Raw genomic sequence first — 22,602 nt, 5'->3', positions numbered from 1 at the left:
ATTTTAACGCTTTCCTTTTAATAGATTACGCACCAGCAGTAAATCGTCGTGTGTATCAACGCCGGCAGGGACAGTGTGCACTGCCCTATCGACATGAATGCCAACTCCATTGTGCAAAGCACGCAACTGTTCCAAGCTTTCTAACTGCTCCTCGGGCGCAACAGGCCAACTGACAAACTGGTGCAGAAACTCAACCCGGTAAGCATAAAGACCTATATGGCGATACCAGTTTCCGGCACTGGGCATCACGTCGCGCGCTTGAATAAACGCATCCCTTGGCCATGGAATAGGTGCTCGGCTAAAATACAAGGCCATGCCTTGTGCGTCGCTGATGACTTTAACCACATTAGGATTAATGAGGTCTTCTATATCGTCAATATCCTCGCACAACGTGGCAATGCTGGCATGCGGATGGGCGCTCAAATTAGCAGCGACTTGATCAATAACTTGGGGAGGAATCAGGGGTTCATCGCCTTGCACATTGACAACACGATGGTCGTCAGCCAAACCCAGTTCCGCAACGACTTCCTGCAGGCGGTCCGTGCCGGAAGAATGTTCTACAGACGTCATGCACACCTGAGCACCAAAGGCCTGAGCGACCTCTACTATACGGCTATCATCGGTTGCAATCACGACCCGCTCAGCCCCGCTTAGACACGCCTGCTCCCAGACTCTTTGCACCATCGTCTTGCCCTGTATCTCGAGCAGAGGTTTGCCTGGCAATCGGGTCGACCCGTAACGCGCCGGTATAACTACTGTGTATGCCATGCAAAGCTCCGTGAAAGTACAGTAGGGTCAGATCAGCGCCCGTCGCGACCGCCAGACAATGCTGACGGAGCCGCTGGCTGCCTGGTGGTGATCGTCAAATGCACATAGCCCATCTGGCCCGCAGCATCCATTGCCTTTACAACATCCTGATGCGCGGCCTGCGCATCGGCCATGATGGACATAGGCATCGTCGTGTCCCCAGCGGACAACCTGTATATTGCGGCTTGCAAGGTGCGCATCTGGTTGTCGATCAGGACCTCGCCATTAACGCGATAGGTGCCAGACTCATCGATCAAGATCTCAATAGGTTCCTCCATCGCTTGTTTCGGCTGGCCCTGAGCCTCAGGTAAATCAATGCTCAATTGGGTCTCACGTGTAAACGTGGTTGAGACCATAAAAAAAATCAACAGCAAAAAAACCACGTCGATTAGCGGTGTCAGGTTAATGCCGACCTCTTCACGCGCGTGTCGTCTAAACTTCAAACAGTCACTTCCGTATTTTCTTCACTGTGCAGCGCATCAACCAACGTGATGGTCTCCTGCTCCAACTCAACTACGATCGCATCGATTTTGCCAACAAAATAACGGTGCATCACAATGGCTGGAATCGCCACCGTCAGCCCTCCAGCCGTCGTGATCAGGGCCTCTGAGATGCCTCCGGCAAGAGCGCTGGCATTACCGGTACCCTGCACCATTATTTCGGCAAACACGTCAATCATACCCACCACTGTACCGAGCAATCCCAACAGGGGTGCCACCGCGGCGATTGTGCCAAGTGTATTCAGATAACGCTCCAAGTCGTGCACTACATGCGCAGCCGCCTCCTGGATGCTTTCCTTCATAACATCTCGACCGTGATGGGCGTTGGCCAATCCCGCCGCAAGAATACGGCCCAACGGAGAGGATTGTCTCAGTGTGCGTAGCCTAGGCCCGTCCAGTTCCCCTTTTTTGAGTTGCTTCCAGACTGTTGCTAACAGATGCGGGGGTGCGATCTTCTTCGGATTAAGGGTATAGAGGCGGTCAATACAAATTGCCAGCACTAAGATAGAGCACAGCACTATCAGCACCATCAACCATCCGCCAGCCATTAACAGTTCAAGCACAACGTCGCCCAATTCAGGTTTAATACTGGCGTATTATACGACACCACAGGTGGAGCGTGAAGCGGGACTAGTGTCACATCCAGTAGCGCCGGTGAATTTCTCGGTAGGCGCTGACCTCCAGCGCCTCCCCGGGCACTATTTTAAACTCCAGAGCGCCCTCTGCAGCGGTGTGATAGAGCGACACATCCGTGTCCTGTAATCTTTGGATCACGCTCGAATGCGGATGCCCAAAGCGGTTTGCATAGCCGCTACTGATCACTGCAGCTTGCGGCCGTGTGTGCTTAAGGAACGCCAGAGAGGACGATGTTTTACTGCCGTGATGGGCCGCCAGAAGCCATTCGCTGCTGAGTTTCTCTCCCCAGTAACGCACCAGTGTCCGCTCCCGTTCATTCTCAATATCGCCGGGCAGCAAGAAACGATAGTCCCCCACCTCAATCTGTAATACACAAGAACTGTCGTTGCTGCGACGCGTTGTCTCTATCGCCGGAGATAGAAACTGAAAGACCTGTCCCCCAGGCCAGCGCCAGGATTCGCCTGCGATACACGGCCTACCCTTACCATACTGAAGGCCCTCGCCACCAAAACGCAAGCGGTCAACGGGCAGCGCAGCCAACACATCCTTGGCGCCAGCACTGTGATCAAGATCTGGGTGACTAATCACCAGTGTGTCCAGCACATTCACACCCTGCAGCTGAAGGAAAGGCAGGATAACCATCGAACCCATATTCATCCCATCAGGATTACCTCCACCCGTATCGTATACCAACACGCGGCCTCCTGAGCGTACGACCACTGCGGTGCCCTGCCCGACGTCCAGCACGGTCACGCGTGTGTCGAGGGAGGGCACATTTGATGACGGACTCGGCGGCAGCAACAGAGGCAGCGCCAATACCGGTACCAATAATTTCAGTAAACTCTTGCCCGGAAGAATCAATAAAATGATCGCCACTATGCCGGCGAGAACCTGTGGCAGGTTAGCTGTCAGAGGAAAGTACAACCATGTGCCACTCATACTCGACAGGCCCTTGGCCCATGGCAGGATCTGCTCTAACGGCCAACCTGCCAACTGCCAAAGTATTGACGCTACCGGCCATCCACAGAGAAAAGTGACTACAGCCATAAGCGCCAGAGGCACTACCACCACGCCGATAAGTGGAATCATCAGCACGTTAGCCAGCATCCCAACCAGGCTGCCACCACCAAAGAATAACGCGCCCAAAGGCAGCATCACCAGCGACATGAACCCATGAGTATGGAACAGCCGAGGTATCGCACCCATGCCCTGCTGCCATTTGGCCAACCACAGCAACGCCGCCACAGCACCGAAGGAAAGCCAAAACCCGCTCCCCACTGCCGCTAATGGGTTGAGTGCGAGTACTACTGTTGCCGCCATTAGCAGATTTCTGGATGCGCCGCTTCTGCGCGCCGCCAAGGCGGCTATCACAAAGCAACTTAGCATGCACAAAGCACGCTGAGTAGGGAGCGAAAAGCCCGCCAGAGCACTGTAAAGGCTCGCCAAAAGTAGAGCGAGGGCGCCCGGCAGGCAACCGCTTAAAAATCCTGTGGTAAAAAAAAGACGCTGCACAATACCGCCTAACAAATAGCCTACGCCCGCAATCATGCCGATATGAAGCCCAGAGATCACCAACAAATGATTAATCCCGAATTGCTGAAAAAGAAACCACAATTGATGATCAATACCGGCTTTATCTGCCACGGTAATGGCCCGCAAAATACCGATGACCTCCGGGTTCAGATCAAGACGACCCATATGCTCACTGATGGCCTGGCGAAGACGATGGTGTTTTACAAAGAGACCTGCGATCTGGGGTTCTTGACGTGTCTCGCTAGACTTGCGGATACTGCCGACACCGCCAACACCTCGCTGGGCGAGCCAGGCCTGCATATTGAATGAGCCAGGGTTCGCAAGTCCCCATGGCTTACGCAGCTTGACCTCAAACTGCCACTCGTCTGCAGGACGAATCTTGTAATCGCCATAGTAGGACAGAATGAGCTTCGAGGGTCCCACACAGCGCGATGGCGATATGTCTCGCACCGAAAATTCGAATCGCTGACGTAAACCATCGTTGAGCATACGACTTTCGGTGGGCAGCGAAGATACAGTCCCAGTGACGACTAACGGAACCCCGACACACGCATCGACCAAGCGGTGTTGCAACAACACCGTGCCGTGCGCCAGACCCAGAAAACAACCACAGGCCAATCCGCACGTCACTCGGGCAGCCACTGTCCTCCAGCACAGTGCAACCATGGCAATAGCCGCGAACAAGACACACCAGACCGAAGACGGTAAAAACGGCCACCAGCCGACAAAGATAGTGCCTGACACCATGCCAATCATCCACTGCATAGAGCGACCCCCTAAACGCAAAGTAGTCCGGCTCTGTCGTTGGATTTTGAAAGTCAGCGATGATGGCGCATAATAGCCATCTCGCGGTTCATAATACTGGCCTTCGCGATCCGGTTACGGCACAGTATCGTAACCAGTCAATCACATACCTAAGGTCAATGACAGCGCACTTGCGGTCACGTATTTAATGCCTAAAGAAGCTCTTCAAAAAATCGTCCCCAGTCTTGCGACCATCCGAAAGATTAAAGGGCTGAGTTTTCTTGGGAACTGGATCTATGCCAGCAATCTGTGGCATATCAATCGTTATTCTGCCGCCATGGCATTTTTTGTCGGGCTGTTTGTCGCCTTTATGCCAATACCTGGCCAGACGATTGCAGCAGCAGTGCTGGCGGTATTGTTGCGTTGCAATCTACCTTTATCGGTCGGCCTGGTATTCGTCACCAACCCGATTACCATCGCCCCTCTGTTTTTCATGGCCTACAAAATTGGCGCGTTGATTATCGACGTTCCACTGCAGCACGTTGACTTTGAACTGAGTGTATTCTGGCTGAGTAACAGCCTCGCTGCAATCTGGAAGCCCTTTCTCGTGGGGTGCCTGATTTGCGGACTGTTTTGCGGATGTGTCGGTTATTTTGTGATCAGCCTACTGTGGCGCTGGCGTGTCGCACGTCTCTGGAAAGAGCGCAAACGCAAGCGAGAGGCCAGAATCTTTAACGGTCCTGACTAAGTATTAGTGCCGGTGACATTTTTGCGGCGCGTCTGGCCGGATAAATCGCTGCAATCACACACATCGCTAGAGCAACCCCACCAACGGTCATGACATCTCGCAGCAGCAGATCTATAGGTAGAAACGACACCGGGTATACATCCGTGTTGAGGAATCGCATTCCCAGTAGTTGTTCCAGCCAGCTCACAAGGCTGGGGACTGCCTGACTGCCCAGAGCCCCCGCAACACTGCCCAGCACCACACCGACCAAACCGATCATGGCACCCTGTAATACGAAAACCCACGCAATATCGGCGCCAGTAGCGCCCAGCGTGCGCAAAATCGCGATATTGCCCTGTTTATCCATCACCACCAGTACGAGAGAGGATACGACATTAAACGCAGCCACCGCGATTATGGAGAACAACAGTATGGATATCAGATCACGCGACAGCTGTATCGCCGAATAGAGGTTGCCATGTGTCATCATCCAGTTTGTACTGTAGAAACCAGGAGGGAGGGTACGCTGTAAATCCCATGCGATAGTCTGCACATTGAACAGTTCGCGTGTCGTAATGCGGAAGCCGCTGACCTCCCCATGCAGCCCCGCCAGATCAGACGCGAGCGTCAAATGCACCAGGGCAACAGACTGATCAAGCTCAGTTCCAGTACTCAATATCGCGCTTAACTGAACCGTTTTAAACCGAGTAGGCCCGAGTTCCCCTGTGCGCCCCGCACCGGGCACAATCAAGTTCACACGCTCGCCCACTGTGACGCCCAAATGTTCCGCCACACCAGCGCCCAAAATGAGTCCGTCTTTCTGCTGCCGAAAATGGGCCGCTTGCTGCGCTTCGAGATAGGGCACAAGCGGCGCAAAAGCACCATTTTGACTGGGGTCTAGACCAATTCCGCGTACAGTTTCGATGTCTGTGCCACGCATAATGAGAGCGTCAAATTGAGCGAAAGGTATGACTTGTTCCACGTCGGGATGGGCTTTTAGCAACTCGACATTCTTGTGCCAATCACCAATAGGCATGTCAGAGTACATCGTAATATGTGGCACCAAAGAGAGTATCCGCTCACGCATTTCCTTATCGAAGCCGTTCATAACAGAGAGCACAATAATCAGTAGACTGATTGCCAGCACCAGCCCCAGTATCGACAGCGATGACAGAAACGCTGATAAATGTCCTTGGCCAAAGGCAAAGGTATAACGCACAGCGATACGCAGTCGCTCTGTACCGGTCACATCAGCTCCTGCAAAATGCCATCACGTAATTCCAGCGTACGATTCATGTGCGCGGCAATAGCGGGATCATGAGTTACCACGACAAAAGAAGCCTCATCCTGACCGAGCTCATCGATCAAATCCAGCACCTGTCCTGCAGAGGTGGGGTCTAGGTTTCCAGTCGGCTCATCCAGCAAAACGCAGTCTGGACGAGCAACCAGCGCCCGAGCAATTGCCACGCGCTGTCGTTCACCCCCAGACAAATGCGCAGGCCTATGAGCCAGGCGGTGCGCCATACCGACACGCTCCAGCATGGCCTCCGCAATAAGCCAGGCGTCTTTTCGTACCGTTCCTCCAATCAACAGAGGCATCGCGACATTTTCCCGCGCATCAAATTCCGGCAATAAATGATGAAACTGATAAACAAAACCCAATTGCGAATTACGCAGCTGGCACAATGCCCGTTCATCGAGTTTAGACAAATCTTTGCCGTTCATTAGAACCCGGCCGTTACTGGGATTATCCAGGCCACCCAGCAGATTTAAGAGCGTGGATTTTCCTGAACCGGACCCGCCAACCACAGCAATTTTTTCGCCGGAAAGTAGCGTCAGATCAACACCACGCAAAACGGTTACGGAGCGGTCGCCATCTTCATAAACGCGCGATAATCCCTCGCACTGCAATACCACTTTACTCATAACGCAATACCTCTGCAGGCGCGATACAGGCCGCACGCCAGGCGGGATAGAGAGTGGCCAGAAGACTCAATAACACTGAGGCTGCCACCACCACGGCCACATCGAAACTCTGCAAGTCGGCGGGCAATTCACTGATAAAATACACTGACGGATCGAATAGCTTCATGCCCAGTGTACGCTCCAGGGCAGCGATAATGGTGGCAATATTGGTGGCCAGAAATACGCCTACCAGGGCACCGACGGTAATTCCAACACCCGAAAGCGCCAACCCATGAGCGACAAAAATAGCCATGATGCCGCCCGCCCTTGCACCCATCGTGCGCAATACGGCGATGTCTCGGCGTTTCTCCGCCACTGACATCACCAATGTTGAGACGATATTGAACGCGGCAACCGCCACGACACTCAGCAGCAATAAACTCACCATGAGCTTTTCCAATTTTACTGCGCTAAACAGCGAACCTTGTGTCTGGCTCCAATCCTTTACCGAATAAGTATCGGGAAGCTGTATGGCCACACCGCGCATGATTTCAGGCGCTGCAAACAGATCACGGGTTTTGATCTGCAAGCCATCGACTCGGCCCTTGCTGCCGAGTAACTTTTGGCCTGTCGCAAGCGACACATAGGCCTGAAAGGCATCAGGCTGCGCACCGATTTCAAACAGGCCGGTCACCTGCAGCCGTTTGTTGCGAGGGAACATACCCAGAGGCGTAACGGTCAGGCGAGGCACAGTGACGTCGACATAATCTCCGAGACCGACTCTCAAAATGTTGGCGAGTGAAGCGCCTAGCACAACGTTGAAGCCGCCATTCTCGAGACTCTGAAGATCGCCAGTGATCATCGCATTGGCGAGGCCTGACACCTTACTTTCGAGTTGAGGATCAATGGCGGTGATCACAGCACCACGCTGCATATAAGCAGTACCAAGAATGGCTTTTTCTGTAATGTACGGTGAAACGGCGACTACGCCCTCCATGCCTTCAATGTCGCTCAGCAGGTCACGCCACTGTCCAACCCCCTCCCCTGTACTCTCCACGAAACCGTGCGGCACAAGAGACAAAATTCGACCCCGCAACTCACCCGCAAAGCCATTCATCACGGCTAACACCACAATGAGACTCGCAACGCCCAAGACCATTCCCAGCATGGAGACTGTAGCGATAACAGACGTGAATCGATTACGTTTGCGACTAAAGCTGTAGCGTATACCAATAAAGGGTGCGTAATTCAGCATCGGGTTACGGAGAAATCTCAACCGAGAATCATCCGGCTCTATTTATCCGCTCGGTAATACTGCGAGGGATTGTCCTTGCCCGGTTCCGTGCTGCGAGTCTCCTCTTCGCAGCGTTGGGGGTTCCCTCCACAGAGGTCACAGGCTGTGTCGACACCCAGCGCTCCCATGCCTCCGCAGGAACCTTTAATTGGCGCACGTCCCGCCAACACGCCAACGGCCATGCCTGCCATAACCAAACCCATCACCAATATACTGATCAAAAATAATGTCATATAACAGCTCTTCTATTTAGAGGTAAACACTAAAGTTCTGCAGCCGGTAGATAGGCCGAAAATAACGGTGTTTGACTGTGCACAAACTCATCATCTAGCCTCCGAATGAAATATACCGCCAATCCTTGTGCTTGCGCTACCGCCATTGCTTTCTCGGCCCCAAGGACAGTGAGAGCAGTGGCCCACGCATCGGCCATCATACAGCTTTGATGCACCACAGTAACAGACACTAAATCATGCGTAACGGGGTATCCGGTTCTAGGGTCAATGCTATGGGAGTAGCGACGACCATTAGCTTCAAAATAATTGCGGTAGTCCCCCGAGGTCGCGATTGCCACATCCGTCAAGCTTAACGTGATCGCAATAGAACGCTCGCTGATTTTTGGCTCCTCGATCGCTATCCGCCACGGATCGCCCCGACCACTGAGTCCAGACAAACGCATCTCCCCACCGACTTCCACCATGTAGCGTCTAACGCCCTGCGCCGACAGCCACTCAGCGACTCGATCGACGGCATAGCCCTTAGCCAGCGAAGACACATCAACAGACAGATCACTCTGCTTTAGAATACTGCGGTTCTGAACATCTAGGCGAAGATTAGACTGTCCTACTCGACTCATCAGATCCGCTATCTCATCTTGTGCGGGGGGCGCATCTACTATATCGCCCGGACCAAAACCCCACAAATCAACCAGTGCGCCGACCGTCACGTCGTAAGCGCCTTTGCTCTTTTGGCCAACGTCGAGCGCCGCCTTAAGAACTGCGAAGAATTCGGCCGAAGATGAAAACCATGTCTGCGTATCAATCGCATTGAACGTGCTAATCTCGGAATCAGTGCGGTAGGTAGACATGCTCAGATTAACCTGCGCCAGCAACGCCTCAACCCCTTGCTGTACCTGGCCCGGAGTGAGCTCAGGTGGCCCCTCGATATAGCTGACACCCCACGTAGTGCCCATAATGTCACCGCCGAGCTGCACAGGCGGCGTTTGGCGATCACAGCCCGCGAGGAGAATCAGCGCAAGCAAACAAAAAAGCCACTCACGAGAGTGGCTTTGCAACGACGCAAAAGTAGGTTTAACCACCGAAATCGTCGAGCATGATATTCTCCGGCTCCACTCCCAGAGACGTTAGCATCTGTATAACCGCCGCATTCATCATCGGCGGACCACACATGTAGTATTCACAATCTTCTGGTGCCGGGTGATTTTTCAGGTACTCTTCAAACAAGACATTGTGAATAAATCCGGTGGAACCCTCCCAACCATCTTCAGGCTGAGGATCGGACAATGCAACATTCCATTCGAAGTTTTCATTTTCTTGCGCCAGTTGATCGTACTCTTCAACGTAGAACATCTCTCGCAGCGATCGGGCGCCATACCAAAAAGAGATTTTTCGATCGGTATGCAGTCGCCTTAACTGATCAAACAGCAGTGACCGCATCGGTGCCATGCCGGCGCCGCCGCCGATAAACACCATCTCTGCTTTAGTCTCCTTGGCAAAAAACTCACCAAAGGGACCGTATACCTTCACTTTGTCGCCTGGCTTGAGATTAAAGGCCCACGAAGACATCAGACCGCAGGGAATACCTTGGCTGCCTGGTGGAGGACTGGCAATACGAATATTGAATTTCACCACGCCCTCTTCTTGCGGATAATTCGCCATGGAGTAGGCCCGAATAACCGTTTCGTCGACAATTGACTCGAGTTTGAAGAAGCCGAACCGATCCCAATCACCGCGATATTCCTCGTCTACATCAAAGTCAGAATATTTGACGTGATGCGGGGGACACTCCAACTGCACATAGCCGCCAGCACGAAAATTGACATTCTCCCCTTCCGGCAACCGCAGCGTTAACTCTTTAATAAAGGTAGCCACGTTGGGATTGGACTCAACGGTACATTCCCACTGTTTGACGCCGAACACCTCATCCGGAACCAGAATTTCCATATCTTGCTTGACGGCGGTCTGACAGCTCAGCCGCCAGCCCTCTGCGGCTTCACGTCGATTAAAATGGCCTTCTTCGGTCGGCAACATCGACCCACCACCTTCAGTGATGATGCATTTACACTGGGCACAAGTCCCTCCGCCACCGCAAGCAGACGGTAAAAACAAATCAGCTTCAGACAATGTCTGCAGTAGCTTGCCACCCGCAGGGACGGTAATGCGCTTCTCGCCGTTAATCAGGATATGCACCTCACCCGTGCTCACTAAATAGGAGCGCGCATAAAGAATGACTGCCACTAGCGCAAGGACAATCGCCGTAAACATGCCAACACCGAAAATAATTGTTATATCCATCTCAGTTTAATCCCGCCTAGATATCGATACCGCCAAAGGACATAAAGCCCATGGCCATGAGGCCAGCGGTAATAAAAGTGATTCCCAGACCCTGCAGACCTTCCGGTACATCAGAGTATTTGAGCTTTTCGCGAATACCCGCCAGTGCAATGACGGCAAGTGCCCACCCTACCCCAGAGCCGAGGCCAAAGACGACACTTTCGGCAAACCCATAATCTCGCTCTACCATAAATAACGCAGCACCGAGGATTGCGCAGTTGACTGTTATCAACGGCAGGAACACGCCCAATGCGTTGTAGAGTGCTGGCATAAATTTATCGAGAAACATTTCCATTATTTGCACGATAGCCGCAATCACACCGATATAAGAGAGCAGACCCAAGAAGCTCAGATCCATATCAGGCAACCCGGCCCACGCTAGCGCTCCATCGGCCAGCAAGTAGTGATAAATCAAATTATTGACCGGCACGGTGATTGTCAACACCACCGTCACGGCAATGCCCAAACCGATGGCCGCTTGAACCTTCTTGGAGATTGCTAAAAACGTACACATGCCTAAAAAGAACGCGAGTGCCATATTTTCAATAAATATAGAGCGAACGAATAAGCTTAGCAGGGCCTCCATTACGCACCCTCCCTTACCGCTGTATGGCTCGCAAGTTTAAATTCGGTCGCTTCCACTTGGTCTTTGCGCACACTGCGCAGCACCCAGATAAAACCACCGATCAGGAAAAACGCGCTGGGCGGCAATAACAGCAGCCCGTTTGGGACATACCAACCGCCATCAGTAACAAGTGGTAAAACCTCAAAGCCCATCAGCTTGCCAGAGCCTAATACCTCTCGCACAAACGCCACGGATATCAATACCACACTGTACCCAAGGCCGTTTCCTATGCCGTCAACAAAGCTGGCCATAGGAGGATTCTTCATGGCAAACGCCTCGGCGCGACCCATGACAATACAGTTGGTGATGATAAGTCCGACAAACACCGAAAGCTGCTTACTGATGCCAAACGCATAAGCCTTCAGAAACTGGTCCACCACAATCACCAGCGAGGCGATAATAACCATCTGCACAATGATACGGATGCTGCTTGGAATATGTGCTCGGATGATCGAAATGAACATACCGGAAAACGCTGTGACGAGTGTCAATGCCACGCACATCACCAACGTCACTTTCATTGACGAGGTGACGGCTAACGCGGAACAAACGCCCAGAATCTGCAACGCGATTGGATTATTCTTAAAAATTGGACCGGTAAGCGTTTCTTTGATGGCTTGCATAACTAGGCCTCCCCTGCTTGTAGGTTGTTAAGAAAGGGCTCGAAGCCGTTTTTACCCAGCCAGAAATGCACAAGATTCGTCACCCCTTTACTGGTCAGTGTCGCACCGGCGAGGCCGTCGACCTCCCACGGAGCGTCGACGTCAGCAGGGTCGACGGAACCTTTGACAAGCCCAATCTCAACCTCACCATCGCGGTACACCTGCTTGCCCGGCCAGAAAGCCTTCCATCGCGGGTTGTCGACCTCACCACCGAGCCCTGGCGTTTCCCCATGCTCGTAGAAGCCCAGGCCCGCTATCGTGTTACCGTCAGACTCCAGTGCAATGAAGCCATAGAGGGTGGACCACAGGCCGTAGCCACGAATCGGCAAAATGACTTTTTCGATATCGCCTTGCGGATTCTCAACAAGATAGACGACGGCATATTGCTCACGCCGTGAAATCTTGGCCAGATCTTGCTTTGTCGTAAGGGCCTCAGATAAATCCGGGTCCTTGGCCGCTTTAAGCGGGTCATACCTTGCGAGATCCACGGCATCATCCGCAAACTTACCGGTGTTCAGATCAACAACCCGCGTATTGATGTCCGAGAACTGCTTATTGATGTCCTCTGCGGTCGCGCTCTTCTCCAACATGCCCGCTGCAGCAAGAATGTTGCGCTTACGATCGAGCGTTTTATTGATCTCTTGGATGGGTTTGAGAATCACCGCGGCGCCAGAAACTATCACTGAACAAACGATGCAAAGCGCAAGCGCTACCATCAGTGTTTTTGAGGTGCTGTCATTACTGGACACGTGCAAGCCTCCGTTTAATATTGGCCTGAACCACAAAGTGATCTATCAGCGGCGCAAACAAATTGGAAAATAAGATCGCCAGCATAATGCCCTCGGGGAATGCCGGGTTGACGACGCGTATGAGTACCGTCATGACGCCGATTAATGCCCCATAGGCCCACTTGCCCGTATTCGTCATAGCTCCAGAGACCGGTTCGGTCGCCATGAAAACCATTCCAAAGGCAAACCCACCCGTCACCAAATGCCAGTACCAGGGCGTTGCAAATGCGGGATTATTGTCCGATCCGATCGCGTTCAGCAGTCCTGAGAACACCACCATGCCAAGAAATACTCCAAGGATAATCCTGTAGGAGGCAACCCGTGTCACCAGTAGCAATACCATGCCGAGCGATATGGCTAAAGTAGACGTCTCACCTATGGAACCGGGTATCGCGCCGACAAAAGCCTGCGTCCACGTCCACTGTTGCTGCAACATCTCGATACCGCCGGAAGCAATCAGTGCTAGCGGTGTGGCAGCGGTTACACCATCGACTGCAACCCACACTGCATCTCCCGACAACTGAACCGGATAGGCAAAATACAGGAACGCGCGTCCAGCCAAGGCGGGATTGAGGAAGTTTTTCCCCGTTCCACCGAAAATCTCTTTAGCCACGACTACACCGAAACTGATGCCAAGCGCCACTTGCCACAAAGGCACATCAGGTGGGCAGATGAGCGCAAACAACACTGACGTAACGAAAAAACCTTCGTTCACTTCATGTCCGCGTTTAATCGCGAATAGAAACTCCCAGCTAATCCCAACCAAAAAGGTAACCGCGTAGATGGGCACGAAGAATAACGCGCCGTACCAGATACAATTCCAAATGCTACTGCCGTCATACCCCCCGAACATCTCAACCAGTGAACCACGCCAACCTTCAAGAGCAAAACCGTCGGGCATATACTCCATCGCCTGAAACCCGACGTTGTACATCCCATAAAACATAGCGGGGAACGTGGCCAGCCATACCGTAATCATAATCCGCTTGAGATCGATTCCATCGCGGACGTGCGCAGTCGATTTGGTGACGGAGTTGGGCGCGTAAAGGAAAGTATCAAACACCTCAAACACCGCAAACCACTTCTGCAAGCGCCCACCTTCCTGAAAATGGGGTTCCATGTCATCAAGAATTCGTCTCAGCCCCACGATCTAACCCTCCGTCTCGATGCGTGTCAGGTTATCCCGCAGGATGGGACCGTACTCGTATTTACCGGGGCAAACATAGGTGCACAGCGCAAGGTCTTCTTCTTCCAACTCCAAACAGCCGAGCGCCTGAGCCATCTCCGTATCGCCGACGATCAATGCGCGCAGCAATTGAGTGGGTAAAATATCAAGCGGCATAATTTTCTCGTAACTACCCACCGGCACCATGGCCCTGTCGCTACCGTGTGTATTGGTCGTCATGGCAAGGGGCTTAGAGCCAAAAACACTGGTGACATAAACACCCATATTAGAATGTTTCTCAAAGCCAGGCGACGCCCAACCCATAAACTCCCGTTCACGCCCCTCCAATAGGACGGCAACCTGGTTGTGATAACGGCCCAAGTAGGAGGAACCAGCGTGCACTGCACGTCCGCCAAGCACCGAGCCAGAAATGACCCGGTTTTCGCCGTTCTTCAATTGACCTGCGCACAGCGCTCGCAGATCTGCCCCTAGCCGTGTACGCAGCAAACGAGGATTTTCTACCTGAGGGCCGCATAAGGCGACGACACGCTCTGTGTAAACGCGCCCATCCAAAAAAAGACGGCCTATAGCGATGACGTCTTGATAACCAATGGTCCAGACCGTTTTACTCGCGCCCACAGCCTGCAGGTAGTGCACGTGGGTTCCAGCCAAACCCGACGGGTGTGGGCCGTCAAATTCAGTGACCTCTATATTGGGGGCATTGCCTTTTGGCACTTGGGCACCGGCGGCCTTGCACAGGTATAATTTCCCCGCTGTCAGCCGAGCCAGGAGGTCCTGTCCCAGACAGAAAGCCTCGGCTTGTTCGGAGATAAATAATGTGGGGTCTGCCGCTAATGGATGGGAGTCCATGGCGGTCACGAATATGGCGGCGGCCTCCGATTGTGGCGAAGGCACCTTGCTGTATGGTCGGGTCCGTAGCGCCGTCCACTGCCCGCTGAGAACCAACTGATTGCGAATAGCTTCTGCGTCAGGCACGTCGTGCGCAGAACAGGTCTGAAATACCTCGGCGGCGTCGCCATCAACATCAATGACCACAGACTGCAGCACCCTTTTGGCACCGCGATTAATCGCCGCCACTACACCTGCTGCGGGAGCCGTATAGCGCACACCTTCGGTCTTCTTGTCAGTGAACAGTAGCTGTCCAAGCTTGACGCGCTCACCTTCCTGCACCGCCATAGTGGGCTTCATTCCGACGTAATCGAAGCCGACTAAGGCCGCCGCTCGCGCCAGGGGCGCATCTTCGATTACTTGCCGAGGGGCTCCCAAAATAGGAATATCCAGGCCCCGTTTAATCTTGATCATGCGATCTGCCTACAGCATCCAAAAAATGTGATTGTATTGATACCATCCCGGAGAGCTCTCCGAGGTAATCCGAGCCGATAATACCGACTACTGCTGAGCCTAAAGTCATGATCGCGCTACATTTGAGTGGGCAATCTTGACCGCGCGCATTATAGCGGAATGGACACGCAAAACACCACAATGCCTCAGTGTTTGTGTGATTTTGAGATGAAATTAGTCCCATGAGGGCAGCCGAGCAAGAACACTGTGAGTTTGCCGACAAACACCCCGGCGTCTTAGCCTTTTTGCGGGTACACAGCGTAGTTGATCCCAGCCATCTGCTCCAATATCCGCTGGACCTGGCAGCTGTAACCGTACTCATTGTCGTACCACAAATAAAGCACAGCATGTTTCCCGTTGACGATAGTGGCCTTGGCATCAAAAATGCAAGCATGCCTTGACCCGACAAAATCACTGGAAACCACTTCAGGCGAGGCAGAATAATCAATCTGCTGATGTAACGGCGAATGCAGCGCCTGATAACGCATAAACTCATTCACCTCGGTAGTCGTTGTTTCCCGGGCTAGGGTCAGATTGAGAATTGCCATAGACACATTGGGCGTGGGAACTCGAATAGCATTCCCGGTCAACTTTCCTGCCAGTTGCGGTAGCACCTTACCCACAGCCACTGCGGCGCCGGTCTCTGTAATCACCATATTGAGCGGTGCGCTACGACCGCGACGCGATGCATCGTGGTAGTTATCGATCAAATTTTGATCATTCGTATACGCATGTACCGTCTCGACATGCCCGGCGACAATCCCAAACTCGTCGTCCATGGCTTTCAAGGGTGGCACTATTGCATTGGTGGTGCACGACGCAGCAGAAATAATATTGTCAGAAGACTCGATCAGGTCGCTGTTGATGCCCGCCACAATATTCTTAAGCTTGCCTTTTCCCGGGGCCGTCAGAATAACTTTGCTAGCGCCTTTACTCTGCAGATGCCTCGAAAGTCCTGCTTCGTCCCGCCACACACCGGTGTTGTCGATGATAATCGCATTGTGAATACCGTACTCAGTGTAATCAATGGCATCAGGGGCGTCCGAATAAATAACCTTGATCTCATTGCCATTGGCGACAAAGGACTGGCGCTCGTCATCGACGCGTATCGTGCCCTCAAAAGGCCCGTGTACCGAATCTCGGCGCAGCAGGCTTGCACGCTTTTCAAGATCGTTGGGCGCTTTACCCTTACGCACCACAATGGCTCGCAACCGCAGACAATCGCCACCATCAGTCTTATCAATCAGAATACGGGCCAGAAGGCGACCAATGCGGCCAAAACCATACAGCACCACGTCCTGCGGCTCGATCAGAGGCTTGCCAGTGGACCCTATCAGAGAGTCCAATTCCCGGTCTAGGTATTGTTCCAGACTCAAGCCGTCAGCTGTGCCCTGCAAAGAATACCCTACTGCCAAACGACCCACATCGATATGTGCCGGCCCCAAATCCAGTTGGCTCAGCCGATTAAACACAGGAAACGTCTCCTTCTCGGACAATTCATTTCCTGCGACCTGCCGCACATAGCGGTGGTCTTTCATTATCTGGTACACCGACCGATTGACCAGTGGTTTACCGTAGATATAACACTTAACGTTCTTTTCTCGGGACAATTGCCCCACCAGAGGAATCATGCCTTCAGCCAGTGCCTCGCGCTGCTTCCAGTCTTTGAAGTAGTCGTCAGGACGCGCTCGCTTGGGTTGGTTTGTCATCTTATACCTTTGATTTTCCAAGTAAATTCAGGGCGTGTATTATTGTCCGACGATTAATGTGGTGCAAGCTGATATGCGTCAAATTCACGGTCTGTAAAGACTAGCCCTATGGCGATTGGCGCGGCTCCGCTATAATCGCGCACCTCAACACCCAGCATGACCCTACCGCATAAGCGACTGACACTCTATGTTCACCAATCTGGTTGAAAAAACGCCATGGCCACAAAAGTGTGGCTCGCGCTCCTCTCTTGGCCCCTTTAGCGGCTGCGCCGACGCACATTGCATCGCGGAGCTCGCTGTTCCCGGGCGCCTGCTGGTGGTCGTCACCTCTGATACCAGCTCTGCACTCGCGCTGGAACGTGAACTGCCCTTTTTTCTGAAGGGCCCCCGCGAAATTCTGGCTTTCCCAGACTGGGAAACCCTCCCCTACGACAATTTTTCACCCCATCAGGACATCATCTCGGAGCGGCTTAACACACTTTACAGACTGCCTAACCTGACCGAAGGCATCATGATTGTGCCAGTGCCAACACTGATGCACCGACTGGCCCCAACAGAATATATCGCAGGTGCAAGTCTCGTACTGCAGGCTGGGCAAACGTTGGATGTCGCAACGTTTCGTCACAATCTCCAACGCAACGGCTATATCAACGTCGAAACCGTCTACGAGCATGGCGAATTCGCCTTACGCGGCTCGCTGCTAGATGTCTATCCAATGGGTACTGAGCTGCCATTTCGTATCGACCTACTGGATAACGAAATTGATTCGCTGCGCACCTTCGACCCCGAGACCCAACGCACCGTCGCCAAGGTGGACGGCATAAACCTCCTTCCCGCCCGCGAATACCCATTGGAACCATCGGCCGTTCGAAGGTTCCAGATGAATTGGTATGACAGTTTCGAGGTTGATCATGATCTGTGTCCTACCTATGTCGACGTCAGCGCGGGGCGCAGTCCAGGCGGATGCGAATACTACCTGCCACTTTTCTTTGAACAGTGCGCAACGCTGTTCGATTACTTCCCAGACAACACGGCAATCATCACCACCGGAGATCATCACGGCGCAGCACAACATTTTTGGCATGAGGTCAGTATTCGGTTCGAAGAATATGGCGTAGACCCGCGACGACCGCTGTTACCGCCAAAACGGTGCTTCGCCCCTGTTGAAGAACTGTATGAACAATTCAAGCGGTTTCCGGTACTGGAATTACGCCATAACCCGGACGCAAGCGTGCACCAGCAGACGGCTGTCCAACCACCTCCTAATCTGGCCAGCAACCATCACGGCGAGTCTCCTACGGACAATCTGGCAAGATTTCTTCAACACCATGCAGGTCCTGTATTACTGTGCGCTGAATCCGCAGGACGGCGAGAAGTGCTACTGGAGTCTCTGCGTGAGCTCCAGCTGGAACCGCCCGCCATAGATGACTGGCAGTGTTTCATTGACTCAGGCTTGAGCTTTGCTATTGCCACGGCCCCACTTGACCGTGGACTGTATTTTGGGCCCGACCACCCCACTCTGGTTTGTGAGGCGCAGTTATTTGGCAATCGCGTCGCGCAACGTCGGCGTCGCAAGAAAGGCGATGAGAGTGTTCAGGCCAACGCCTTTAAAGCGCTGAACGAGCTGCGTGAGGGTGTTGCTGTGGTGCATCTGGAACACGGTGTGGGCCGCTACGTAGGCTTGCAAAAATTATCAGTAGATGCGCAGGAGTTTGAATTTTTGGCACTGGAGTACGCTCAGGGTGCGCGCCTGTATGTTCCGGTCGCATCACTACACCTCATCAGCCGGTACTCTGGTTCCGACCCCGAAACGGCTCCTCTGCACAAATTGGGCTCTGACCAATGGGAAAAAGCACGTCGCAAAGCCAGTGAAAAGGCCAACGATATCGCGGCGCAGCTGCTCGAAGTCTATGCCCGTCGTGAAGCACGCGAGGGCTATATCTTTGAGTCGCAGGATCAGGCCTATGCACTGTTCTGCGCCGCCTTCCCCTTTGAGGAAACCCCGGACCAAGAAGCGACTATTCGCGCTGTTCTTGAAGACATGTACAGCCCTCGAGTCATGGACCGACTCGTTTGCGGTGATGTCGGTTTTGGTAAAACCGAAGTCGCATTGCGCGCAGCGTTCGTCGCAACCAGCAACCAAAAACAGGTCGCCATATTGGTTCCGACTACGCTATTAGCGCAGCAGCACTACAATACGTTTAGTGACCGCTTTGCCGACTGGCCCATAACGGTAGAGGTGGTATCCCGCTTTAAATCTGCCAAACAACTGACCGAGGTCATGCGCAGAGCAACCTCCGGCGGCGTCGATATTTTAATAGGCACGCATAAGTTGCTGCAGAATGATTTTCGCTTCAACGATCTAGGACTTCTCATTATCGATGAGGAGCACCGATTCGGCGTAAAGCAGAAGGAAGTCATCAAGGCTCTGCGCTCAGAAGTCGACATCCTGACGCTGACCGCAACACCAATCCCGCGAACACTGAACATGGCGCTGGGTGGCATGCGTGATTTGTCTATCATCGCCACTCCACCAGCCCGGCGGCTGTCTATCAAAACATTTGTGCGCGAGCACAATATCGCACTGATCAAAGAAGCGGTGCTGCGTGAAACACTGCGCGGCGGCCAGGTCTACTACCTGCACAACGAGGTAAAAACGATAGAGGAGACCGCACGCAAACTGCGCGAGCTACTGCCGGACATCAATATTGCTGTCGCTCACGGACAAATGCCCGAAACCCAACTGGAGCAGACGATGTCGAGTTTTTACCACCGACACCACCACGTCCTCCTGTGCACCACAATCATTGAAACGGGCATTGATATCCCCAATGCCAACACCATTATTATTGACCGTGCTGACAAGTTGGGCCTGGCACAGTTGCACCAGTTACGCGGACGGGTTGGACGATCTCACCACCAAGCCTATGCCTACCTTCTCACTCCCCCGCGCTCCGCGATCAGCAAAGATGCAGGTAAGCGACTGGAGGCCATTGAGGCCGCCGGTGACTTAGGATCAGGCTACTTGCTGGCCACTCAGGATCTTGAAATCCGTGGCGCCGGAGAATTGCTTGGCGATGAGCAGAGCGGTCAAATCCATAGCGTCGGCTTCTCCATGTATATGGATATGTTACAAAGAGCCGTTGCATCACTGAAGCGCGGGGAGATACCCAATGTTGATGCACCGCTGGACCAGGGCACAGAAGTAAACCTGCACGCACCAGCGTTGATCCCCGATGACTACTTGCCAGACGTCAACGGACGGCTCATTTTATACAAACGAATCGCCGCCGCTGCCAGTGATTCCGAGTTGCGGAGCTTGCAGGTCGAAATGATTGACCGATTCGGCCTGTTGCCACTGCCCGTGAATAACCTATTTCAGGTATCCCGATTGCGCCTCAAAGCTCAAGATCTGGGGATCCGTACTATTGAAGCAGGACCTGAGGGTGGTAGTATCGATTTCAAAGTGACAACGCCTGTGGATCCTATGAGCCTGGTCAAGTTGGTCCAATCAGACCCCCGCTCTTTCAAGCTGGCAGGAGCCACGAGGCTGCGTTTCGAGCAACGTTTACCTGACATCGATGAGCGGCAACGGTACCTTGAGCAGCTAATGGACACTTTTATCACAGAACCCAATAAGAGCACCGATGATGCCTGACCGACTACTCGCGCAATTTGCCCTGCCCTTCGTCTGTGCGGCATTGCTATTCCCGCTGTCCACCGAGGCCAAGACAGATACGTGGTATCAGGTTGAGCTGATAGTGTTTAGTCATCCTGCGGGGAACGACGCTGAGCAATGGGACGCGACACCAAACCTTGCATACCCCAGCGCATCACGCTTGCTGGCAGATGAAGTCAGCACGCCAGTAGTCATATCTCAGTCCGAGCAAGCGACACCAACAGCCCCAGTGCAACCGGCGGCGTTCACCCTCCTCCCCTCTAGCCAACAAGCGCTGCGCAACAAAGCCGCCGCGATACAGCGCAGTAGCCGCTATCAAATACTCTTTCACGAGGCTTGGAATCAGCAGATGACCGATCAGGCCAACGCAAGACCCATTGTACTGGATCGATCAGGGGATGGAGGAGCATGGCCTGAGTTGCAAGGAACGATCAAGCTCTACGTCGCTCGCTACCTCTACCTCGAAACTAACCTGTGGCTCAACACCCGGGGCGAATACCTGCCGGGCTCTTGGCGTATGCCAGCGCCCCCAATAGGGCCCTCTTCCCTCATTTTTGAGGCGCCGGAGCCAGAGCTGGAGCCAGAGCCAGAGCTGGAGCCAGAGCCAGAGCTGGAGCTGGAGTTGGAGCCAGAGCAGCCCCAGCGTGAGACCATCACCGCAGATCCGGCAATCGATCTTGAGTTTCAGCGGGTACCCTCAACCCTCATCACGATCACCGAGAGCGCAGAAACACTTGAGCCAATCTACCCCTTCCGCCATGCCGTTCGGTTATATCAGACACGCCGCATGCGCAGTGGCGAAGTGCACTACATCGATCATCCCATGCTCGGCGTTATCGTGAAAATAACGCCACTGCCTGATCCGAGGTCGCAGGCTAAGCCGCAAGCCAAGTCAGAGTAGCCCAATACATCAATGACGCGAAGAGACTCAACGATTTCGCAGTAGTTGGTTTAGTAGCTGCCTGACAACGGCAGCCTCTCGCAGCAGAATGTCTTGCATCATGGCCAAGGTGAGAGGCAAATCGCCAAGGCCGGCGGCAGGATTCACCACCATGCACACCGAGGCATACGGAAGCCCGAGTTCGCATGCCAAAGCAGCTTCGGGCATGCCTGTCATGCCAACCACATCACATCCATCGCGCGCCATACGCTGCACCTCCGCCGACGTTTCAAGACGTGGCCCCTGAGTGGCGCCATAAACACCTGAGGCTTCATGGGGGATATTGGCAGAATCCGCGGCGGCCAGCAGCTCCATGCGCAACCCTCGCTCATAGGGCTCGGTAAAGTCGATATGCATCAACTTATCCTCTTGTCCCTCGTCGAACGTATGTTCACGCCCCCAGGTGTAATCAATGACCTGATGCGGGATCACTAAGCGTCCGGGTCGCATCGATTCTGTAATACCGCCCACCGCGTTTATGGCGACCACCGCGCCAACCTCCATGGACTTAAGCGCCCACAGATTGGCACGGTAGTTAATTCGATGGGGTGGAATCGCTCCGGGGCTGCCGTGACGCTGCAGGAAAAACAACGAGTGCTCCCCCAACCGCCCTTCCTGTATCGGCCTGGAGGGCTCTCCGTAGGGTGTTTGTACACAGTGCTCCTTGAGCACTTCCAGACCCTCTAGGTCATCGATTCCGGTCCCTCCGATAATGGCAAGCGGCCTCATGCTGTGTGCGCCTGCGTTGTGTTTTCCACGCACACAACACAAGGCAGAAATTCGCGATCTGCACTGCTATGGCAAAAATGGGTCAGCATACTCAATGTCTCTTCCTCTCTGTGCCCGCCGCTAGCGCAGGCGGAGCTGTCTAAATCAAGGTTATCTCGCTCTGGTCGATAAAAATTATACGGCTTTTCAAACGGATAACGTCTATCTGCACCACACAGCGAGCCACT

At 53.4% G+C, this 22,602-nt stretch carries 20 protein-coding genes; 3 read left to right on the top strand and 17 right to left on the bottom strand.

The features are described 5' to 3' along the window. Positions 1-3: 3 nt before the first annotated feature. From kdsB to ABXT62_RS07680, 4 genes are all read right to left on the bottom strand, one after another. Positions 4-768, bottom strand: a complete 765-nt coding sequence (gene kdsB, locus ABXT62_RS07695) for a 3-deoxy-manno-octulosonate cytidylyltransferase (protein WP_415358019.1) — start codon at positions 766-768, stop codon at positions 4-6. A 32-nt stretch (positions 769-800) separates the two neighbouring features. Further along, a complete protein-coding gene (locus tag ABXT62_RS07690; protein WP_415358018.1) occupies positions 801-1,250 on the bottom strand; it encodes an ExbD/TolR family protein in 450 nt (149 codons plus the stop codon). Continuing rightward, on the bottom strand, positions 1,247-1,870 hold the full coding sequence (locus tag ABXT62_RS07685; protein WP_415358017.1) for a MotA/TolQ/ExbB proton channel family protein: 624 nt from the start codon (positions 1,868-1,870) through the stop codon (positions 1,247-1,249). The genes ABXT62_RS07690 and ABXT62_RS07685 overlap by 4 nt, the downstream gene beginning before the upstream one ends. A 73-nt stretch (positions 1,871-1,943) precedes the next feature. Then, positions 1,944-4,241: a DNA internalization-related competence protein ComEC/Rec2 gene (locus ABXT62_RS07680; RefSeq protein ID WP_415358016.1), complete on the bottom strand. Its 2,298-nt coding sequence runs from the start codon at positions 4,239-4,241 to the stop codon at positions 1,944-1,946. Positions 4,242-4,428: 187 nt separating this feature from the next. Here ABXT62_RS07680 and ABXT62_RS07675 point away from each other — a divergent pair, with 187 nt between their 5' ends. Then, positions 4,429-4,968: a DUF2062 domain-containing protein gene (locus tag ABXT62_RS07675; RefSeq protein WP_415358015.1), complete on the top strand. Its 540-nt coding sequence runs from the start codon at positions 4,429-4,431 to the stop codon at positions 4,966-4,968. On the opposite strand, the gene ABXT62_RS07670 is transcribed toward ABXT62_RS07675, so the two are convergent. The 12 genes from ABXT62_RS07670 to ABXT62_RS07615 form a co-directional block, all read right to left on the bottom strand. After that, positions 4,952-6,196, bottom strand: a complete 1,245-nt coding sequence (locus ABXT62_RS07670) for a lipoprotein-releasing ABC transporter permease subunit (RefSeq protein ID WP_415358014.1) — start codon at positions 6,194-6,196, stop codon at positions 4,952-4,954. The genes ABXT62_RS07675 and ABXT62_RS07670 overlap by 17 nt on opposite strands. Beyond that, on the bottom strand, positions 6,193-6,873 hold the full coding sequence (locus ABXT62_RS07665; protein ID WP_415358013.1) for an ABC transporter ATP-binding protein: 681 nt from the start codon (positions 6,871-6,873) through the stop codon (positions 6,193-6,195). Before ABXT62_RS07665 ends, ABXT62_RS07670 begins: the two co-directional genes overlap by 4 nt. Then, complete coding sequence (locus tag ABXT62_RS07660) at positions 6,866-8,128, bottom strand: lipoprotein-releasing ABC transporter permease subunit (RefSeq protein ID WP_415358012.1); 1,263 nt, start codon at positions 8,126-8,128, stop codon at positions 6,866-6,868. Before ABXT62_RS07660 ends, ABXT62_RS07665 begins: the two co-directional genes overlap by 8 nt. A gap of 17 nt (positions 8,129-8,145) precedes the next feature. Then, the gene (gene nqrM, locus ABXT62_RS07655; protein ID WP_415358011.1) at positions 8,146-8,379 is read right to left on the bottom strand and encodes a (Na+)-NQR maturation NqrM; all 234 of its coding nucleotides are present in this window, start codon (positions 8,377-8,379) and stop codon (positions 8,146-8,148) included. A 29-nt stretch (positions 8,380-8,408) separates the two neighbouring features. Beyond that, positions 8,409-9,404, bottom strand: a complete 996-nt coding sequence (locus ABXT62_RS07650) for an FAD:protein FMN transferase (RefSeq protein WP_415358010.1) — start codon at positions 9,402-9,404, stop codon at positions 8,409-8,411. Between the two features lie 49 nt (positions 9,405-9,453). Beyond that, positions 9,454-10,677 (bottom strand): NADH:ubiquinone reductase (Na(+)-transporting) subunit F, encoded by a 1,224-nt coding sequence (nqrF, locus tag ABXT62_RS07645; protein WP_415358009.1) that lies wholly within the window; start codon positions 10,675-10,677, stop codon positions 9,454-9,456. 16 nt (positions 10,678-10,693) lie between these two features. After that, positions 10,694-11,302, bottom strand: coding sequence for an NADH:ubiquinone reductase (Na(+)-transporting) subunit E (gene nqrE / locus ABXT62_RS07640; protein ID WP_415358008.1), 609 nt, complete (start codon positions 11,300-11,302; stop codon positions 10,694-10,696). Beyond that, on the bottom strand, positions 11,302-11,964 hold the full coding sequence (locus tag ABXT62_RS07635) for an NADH:ubiquinone reductase (Na(+)-transporting) subunit D (RefSeq protein WP_415358007.1): 663 nt from the start codon (positions 11,962-11,964) through the stop codon (positions 11,302-11,304). The genes nqrE and ABXT62_RS07635 overlap by 1 nt, the downstream gene beginning before the upstream one ends. Before the next feature lie 2 nt (positions 11,965-11,966). After that, positions 11,967-12,752 (bottom strand): Na(+)-translocating NADH-quinone reductase subunit C, encoded by a 786-nt coding sequence (locus ABXT62_RS07630; RefSeq protein ID WP_415358006.1) that lies wholly within the window; start codon positions 12,750-12,752, stop codon positions 11,967-11,969. Continuing rightward, positions 12,742-13,938, bottom strand: a complete 1,197-nt coding sequence (locus ABXT62_RS07625) for an NADH:ubiquinone reductase (Na(+)-transporting) subunit B (protein WP_415358005.1) — start codon at positions 13,936-13,938, stop codon at positions 12,742-12,744. The genes ABXT62_RS07630 and ABXT62_RS07625 overlap by 11 nt, the downstream gene beginning before the upstream one ends. Positions 13,939-13,941: 3 nt before the next feature. After that, positions 13,942-15,279: a Na(+)-translocating NADH-quinone reductase subunit A gene (locus ABXT62_RS07620; protein WP_415358004.1), complete on the bottom strand. Its 1,338-nt coding sequence runs from the start codon at positions 15,277-15,279 to the stop codon at positions 13,942-13,944. 275 nt (positions 15,280-15,554) lie between these two features. Then, on the bottom strand, positions 15,555-17,027 hold the full coding sequence (locus tag ABXT62_RS07615) for a glyceraldehyde-3-phosphate dehydrogenase (RefSeq protein WP_415358003.1): 1,473 nt from the start codon (positions 17,025-17,027) through the stop codon (positions 15,555-15,557). A 187-nt stretch (positions 17,028-17,214) separates the two neighbouring features. Here ABXT62_RS07615 and mfd point away from each other — a divergent pair, with 187 nt between their 5' ends. Both mfd and ABXT62_RS07605 read left to right on the top strand, forming a co-directional pair. Continuing rightward, a complete protein-coding gene (mfd, locus tag ABXT62_RS07610) occupies positions 17,215-20,685 on the top strand; it encodes a transcription-repair coupling factor (RefSeq protein WP_415358002.1) in 3,471 nt (1,156 codons plus the stop codon). Further along, positions 20,675-21,607, top strand: a complete 933-nt coding sequence (locus tag ABXT62_RS07605) for a CsiV family protein (protein WP_415358001.1) — start codon at positions 20,675-20,677, stop codon at positions 21,605-21,607. The genes mfd and ABXT62_RS07605 overlap by 11 nt, the downstream gene beginning before the upstream one ends. 27 nt (positions 21,608-21,634) lie before the next feature. Here ABXT62_RS07605 and ABXT62_RS07600 read toward each other — a convergent pair whose 3' ends face one another. Continuing rightward, a complete protein-coding gene (locus tag ABXT62_RS07600) occupies positions 21,635-22,375 on the bottom strand; it encodes an S-methyl-5'-thioinosine phosphorylase (RefSeq protein ID WP_415358000.1) in 741 nt (246 codons plus the stop codon). Between the last annotated feature and the right edge of the window lie 227 nt (positions 22,376-22,602).

The sequence above is a fragment of the Halioglobus sp. Uisw_031 genome (assembly GCF_047729875.1).
Classification (GTDB): domain Bacteria; phylum Pseudomonadota; class Gammaproteobacteria; order Pseudomonadales; family Halieaceae; genus Marimicrobium.
This window is presented reverse-complemented; position numbering and strand designations above follow the sequence as displayed.

Bases quoted from the DNA above. Each gene is read 5' to 3' on its own strand.
- kdsB (WP_415358019.1), bottom strand. From the start codon at position 768: ATGGCATACACAGTAGTTATACCGGCGCGTTACGGGTCGACCCGATTG.
- ABXT62_RS07680 (WP_415358016.1), bottom strand. From the start codon at position 4,241: ATGCAGTGGATGATTGGCATGGTGTCAGGCACTATCTTTGTCGGCTGG.
- ABXT62_RS07675 (WP_415358015.1), top strand. From the start codon at position 4,429: ATGCCTAAAGAAGCTCTTCAAAAAATCGTCCCCAGTCTTGCGACCATC.
- ABXT62_RS07665 (WP_415358013.1), bottom strand. From the start codon at position 6,873: ATGAGTAAAGTGGTATTGCAGTGCGAGGGATTATCGCGCGTTTATGAA.
- nqrM (WP_415358011.1), bottom strand. From the start codon at position 8,379: ATGACATTATTTTTGATCAGTATATTGGTGATGGGTTTGGTTATGGCA.
- nqrF (WP_415358009.1), bottom strand. From the start codon at position 10,677: ATGGATATAACAATTATTTTCGGTGTTGGCATGTTTACGGCGATTGTC.
- nqrE (WP_415358008.1), bottom strand. From the start codon at position 11,302: ATGGAGGCCCTGCTAAGCTTATTCGTTCGCTCTATATTTATTGAAAAT.
- ABXT62_RS07635 (WP_415358007.1), bottom strand. From the start codon at position 11,964: ATGCAAGCCATCAAAGAAACGCTTACCGGTCCAATTTTTAAGAATAAT.
- ABXT62_RS07620 (WP_415358004.1), bottom strand. From the start codon at position 15,279: ATGATCAAGATTAAACGGGGCCTGGATATTCCTATTTTGGGAGCCCCT.
- ABXT62_RS07615 (WP_415358003.1), bottom strand. From the start codon at position 17,027: ATGACAAACCAACCCAAGCGAGCGCGTCCTGACGACTACTTCAAAGAC.
- mfd (WP_415358002.1), top strand. From the start codon at position 17,215: ATGTTCACCAATCTGGTTGAAAAAACGCCATGGCCACAAAAGTGTGGC.
- ABXT62_RS07605 (WP_415358001.1), top strand. From the start codon at position 20,675: ATGATGCCTGACCGACTACTCGCGCAATTTGCCCTGCCCTTCGTCTGT.
- ABXT62_RS07600 (WP_415358000.1), bottom strand. From the start codon at position 22,375: ATGAGGCCGCTTGCCATTATCGGAGGGACCGGAATCGATGACCTAGAG.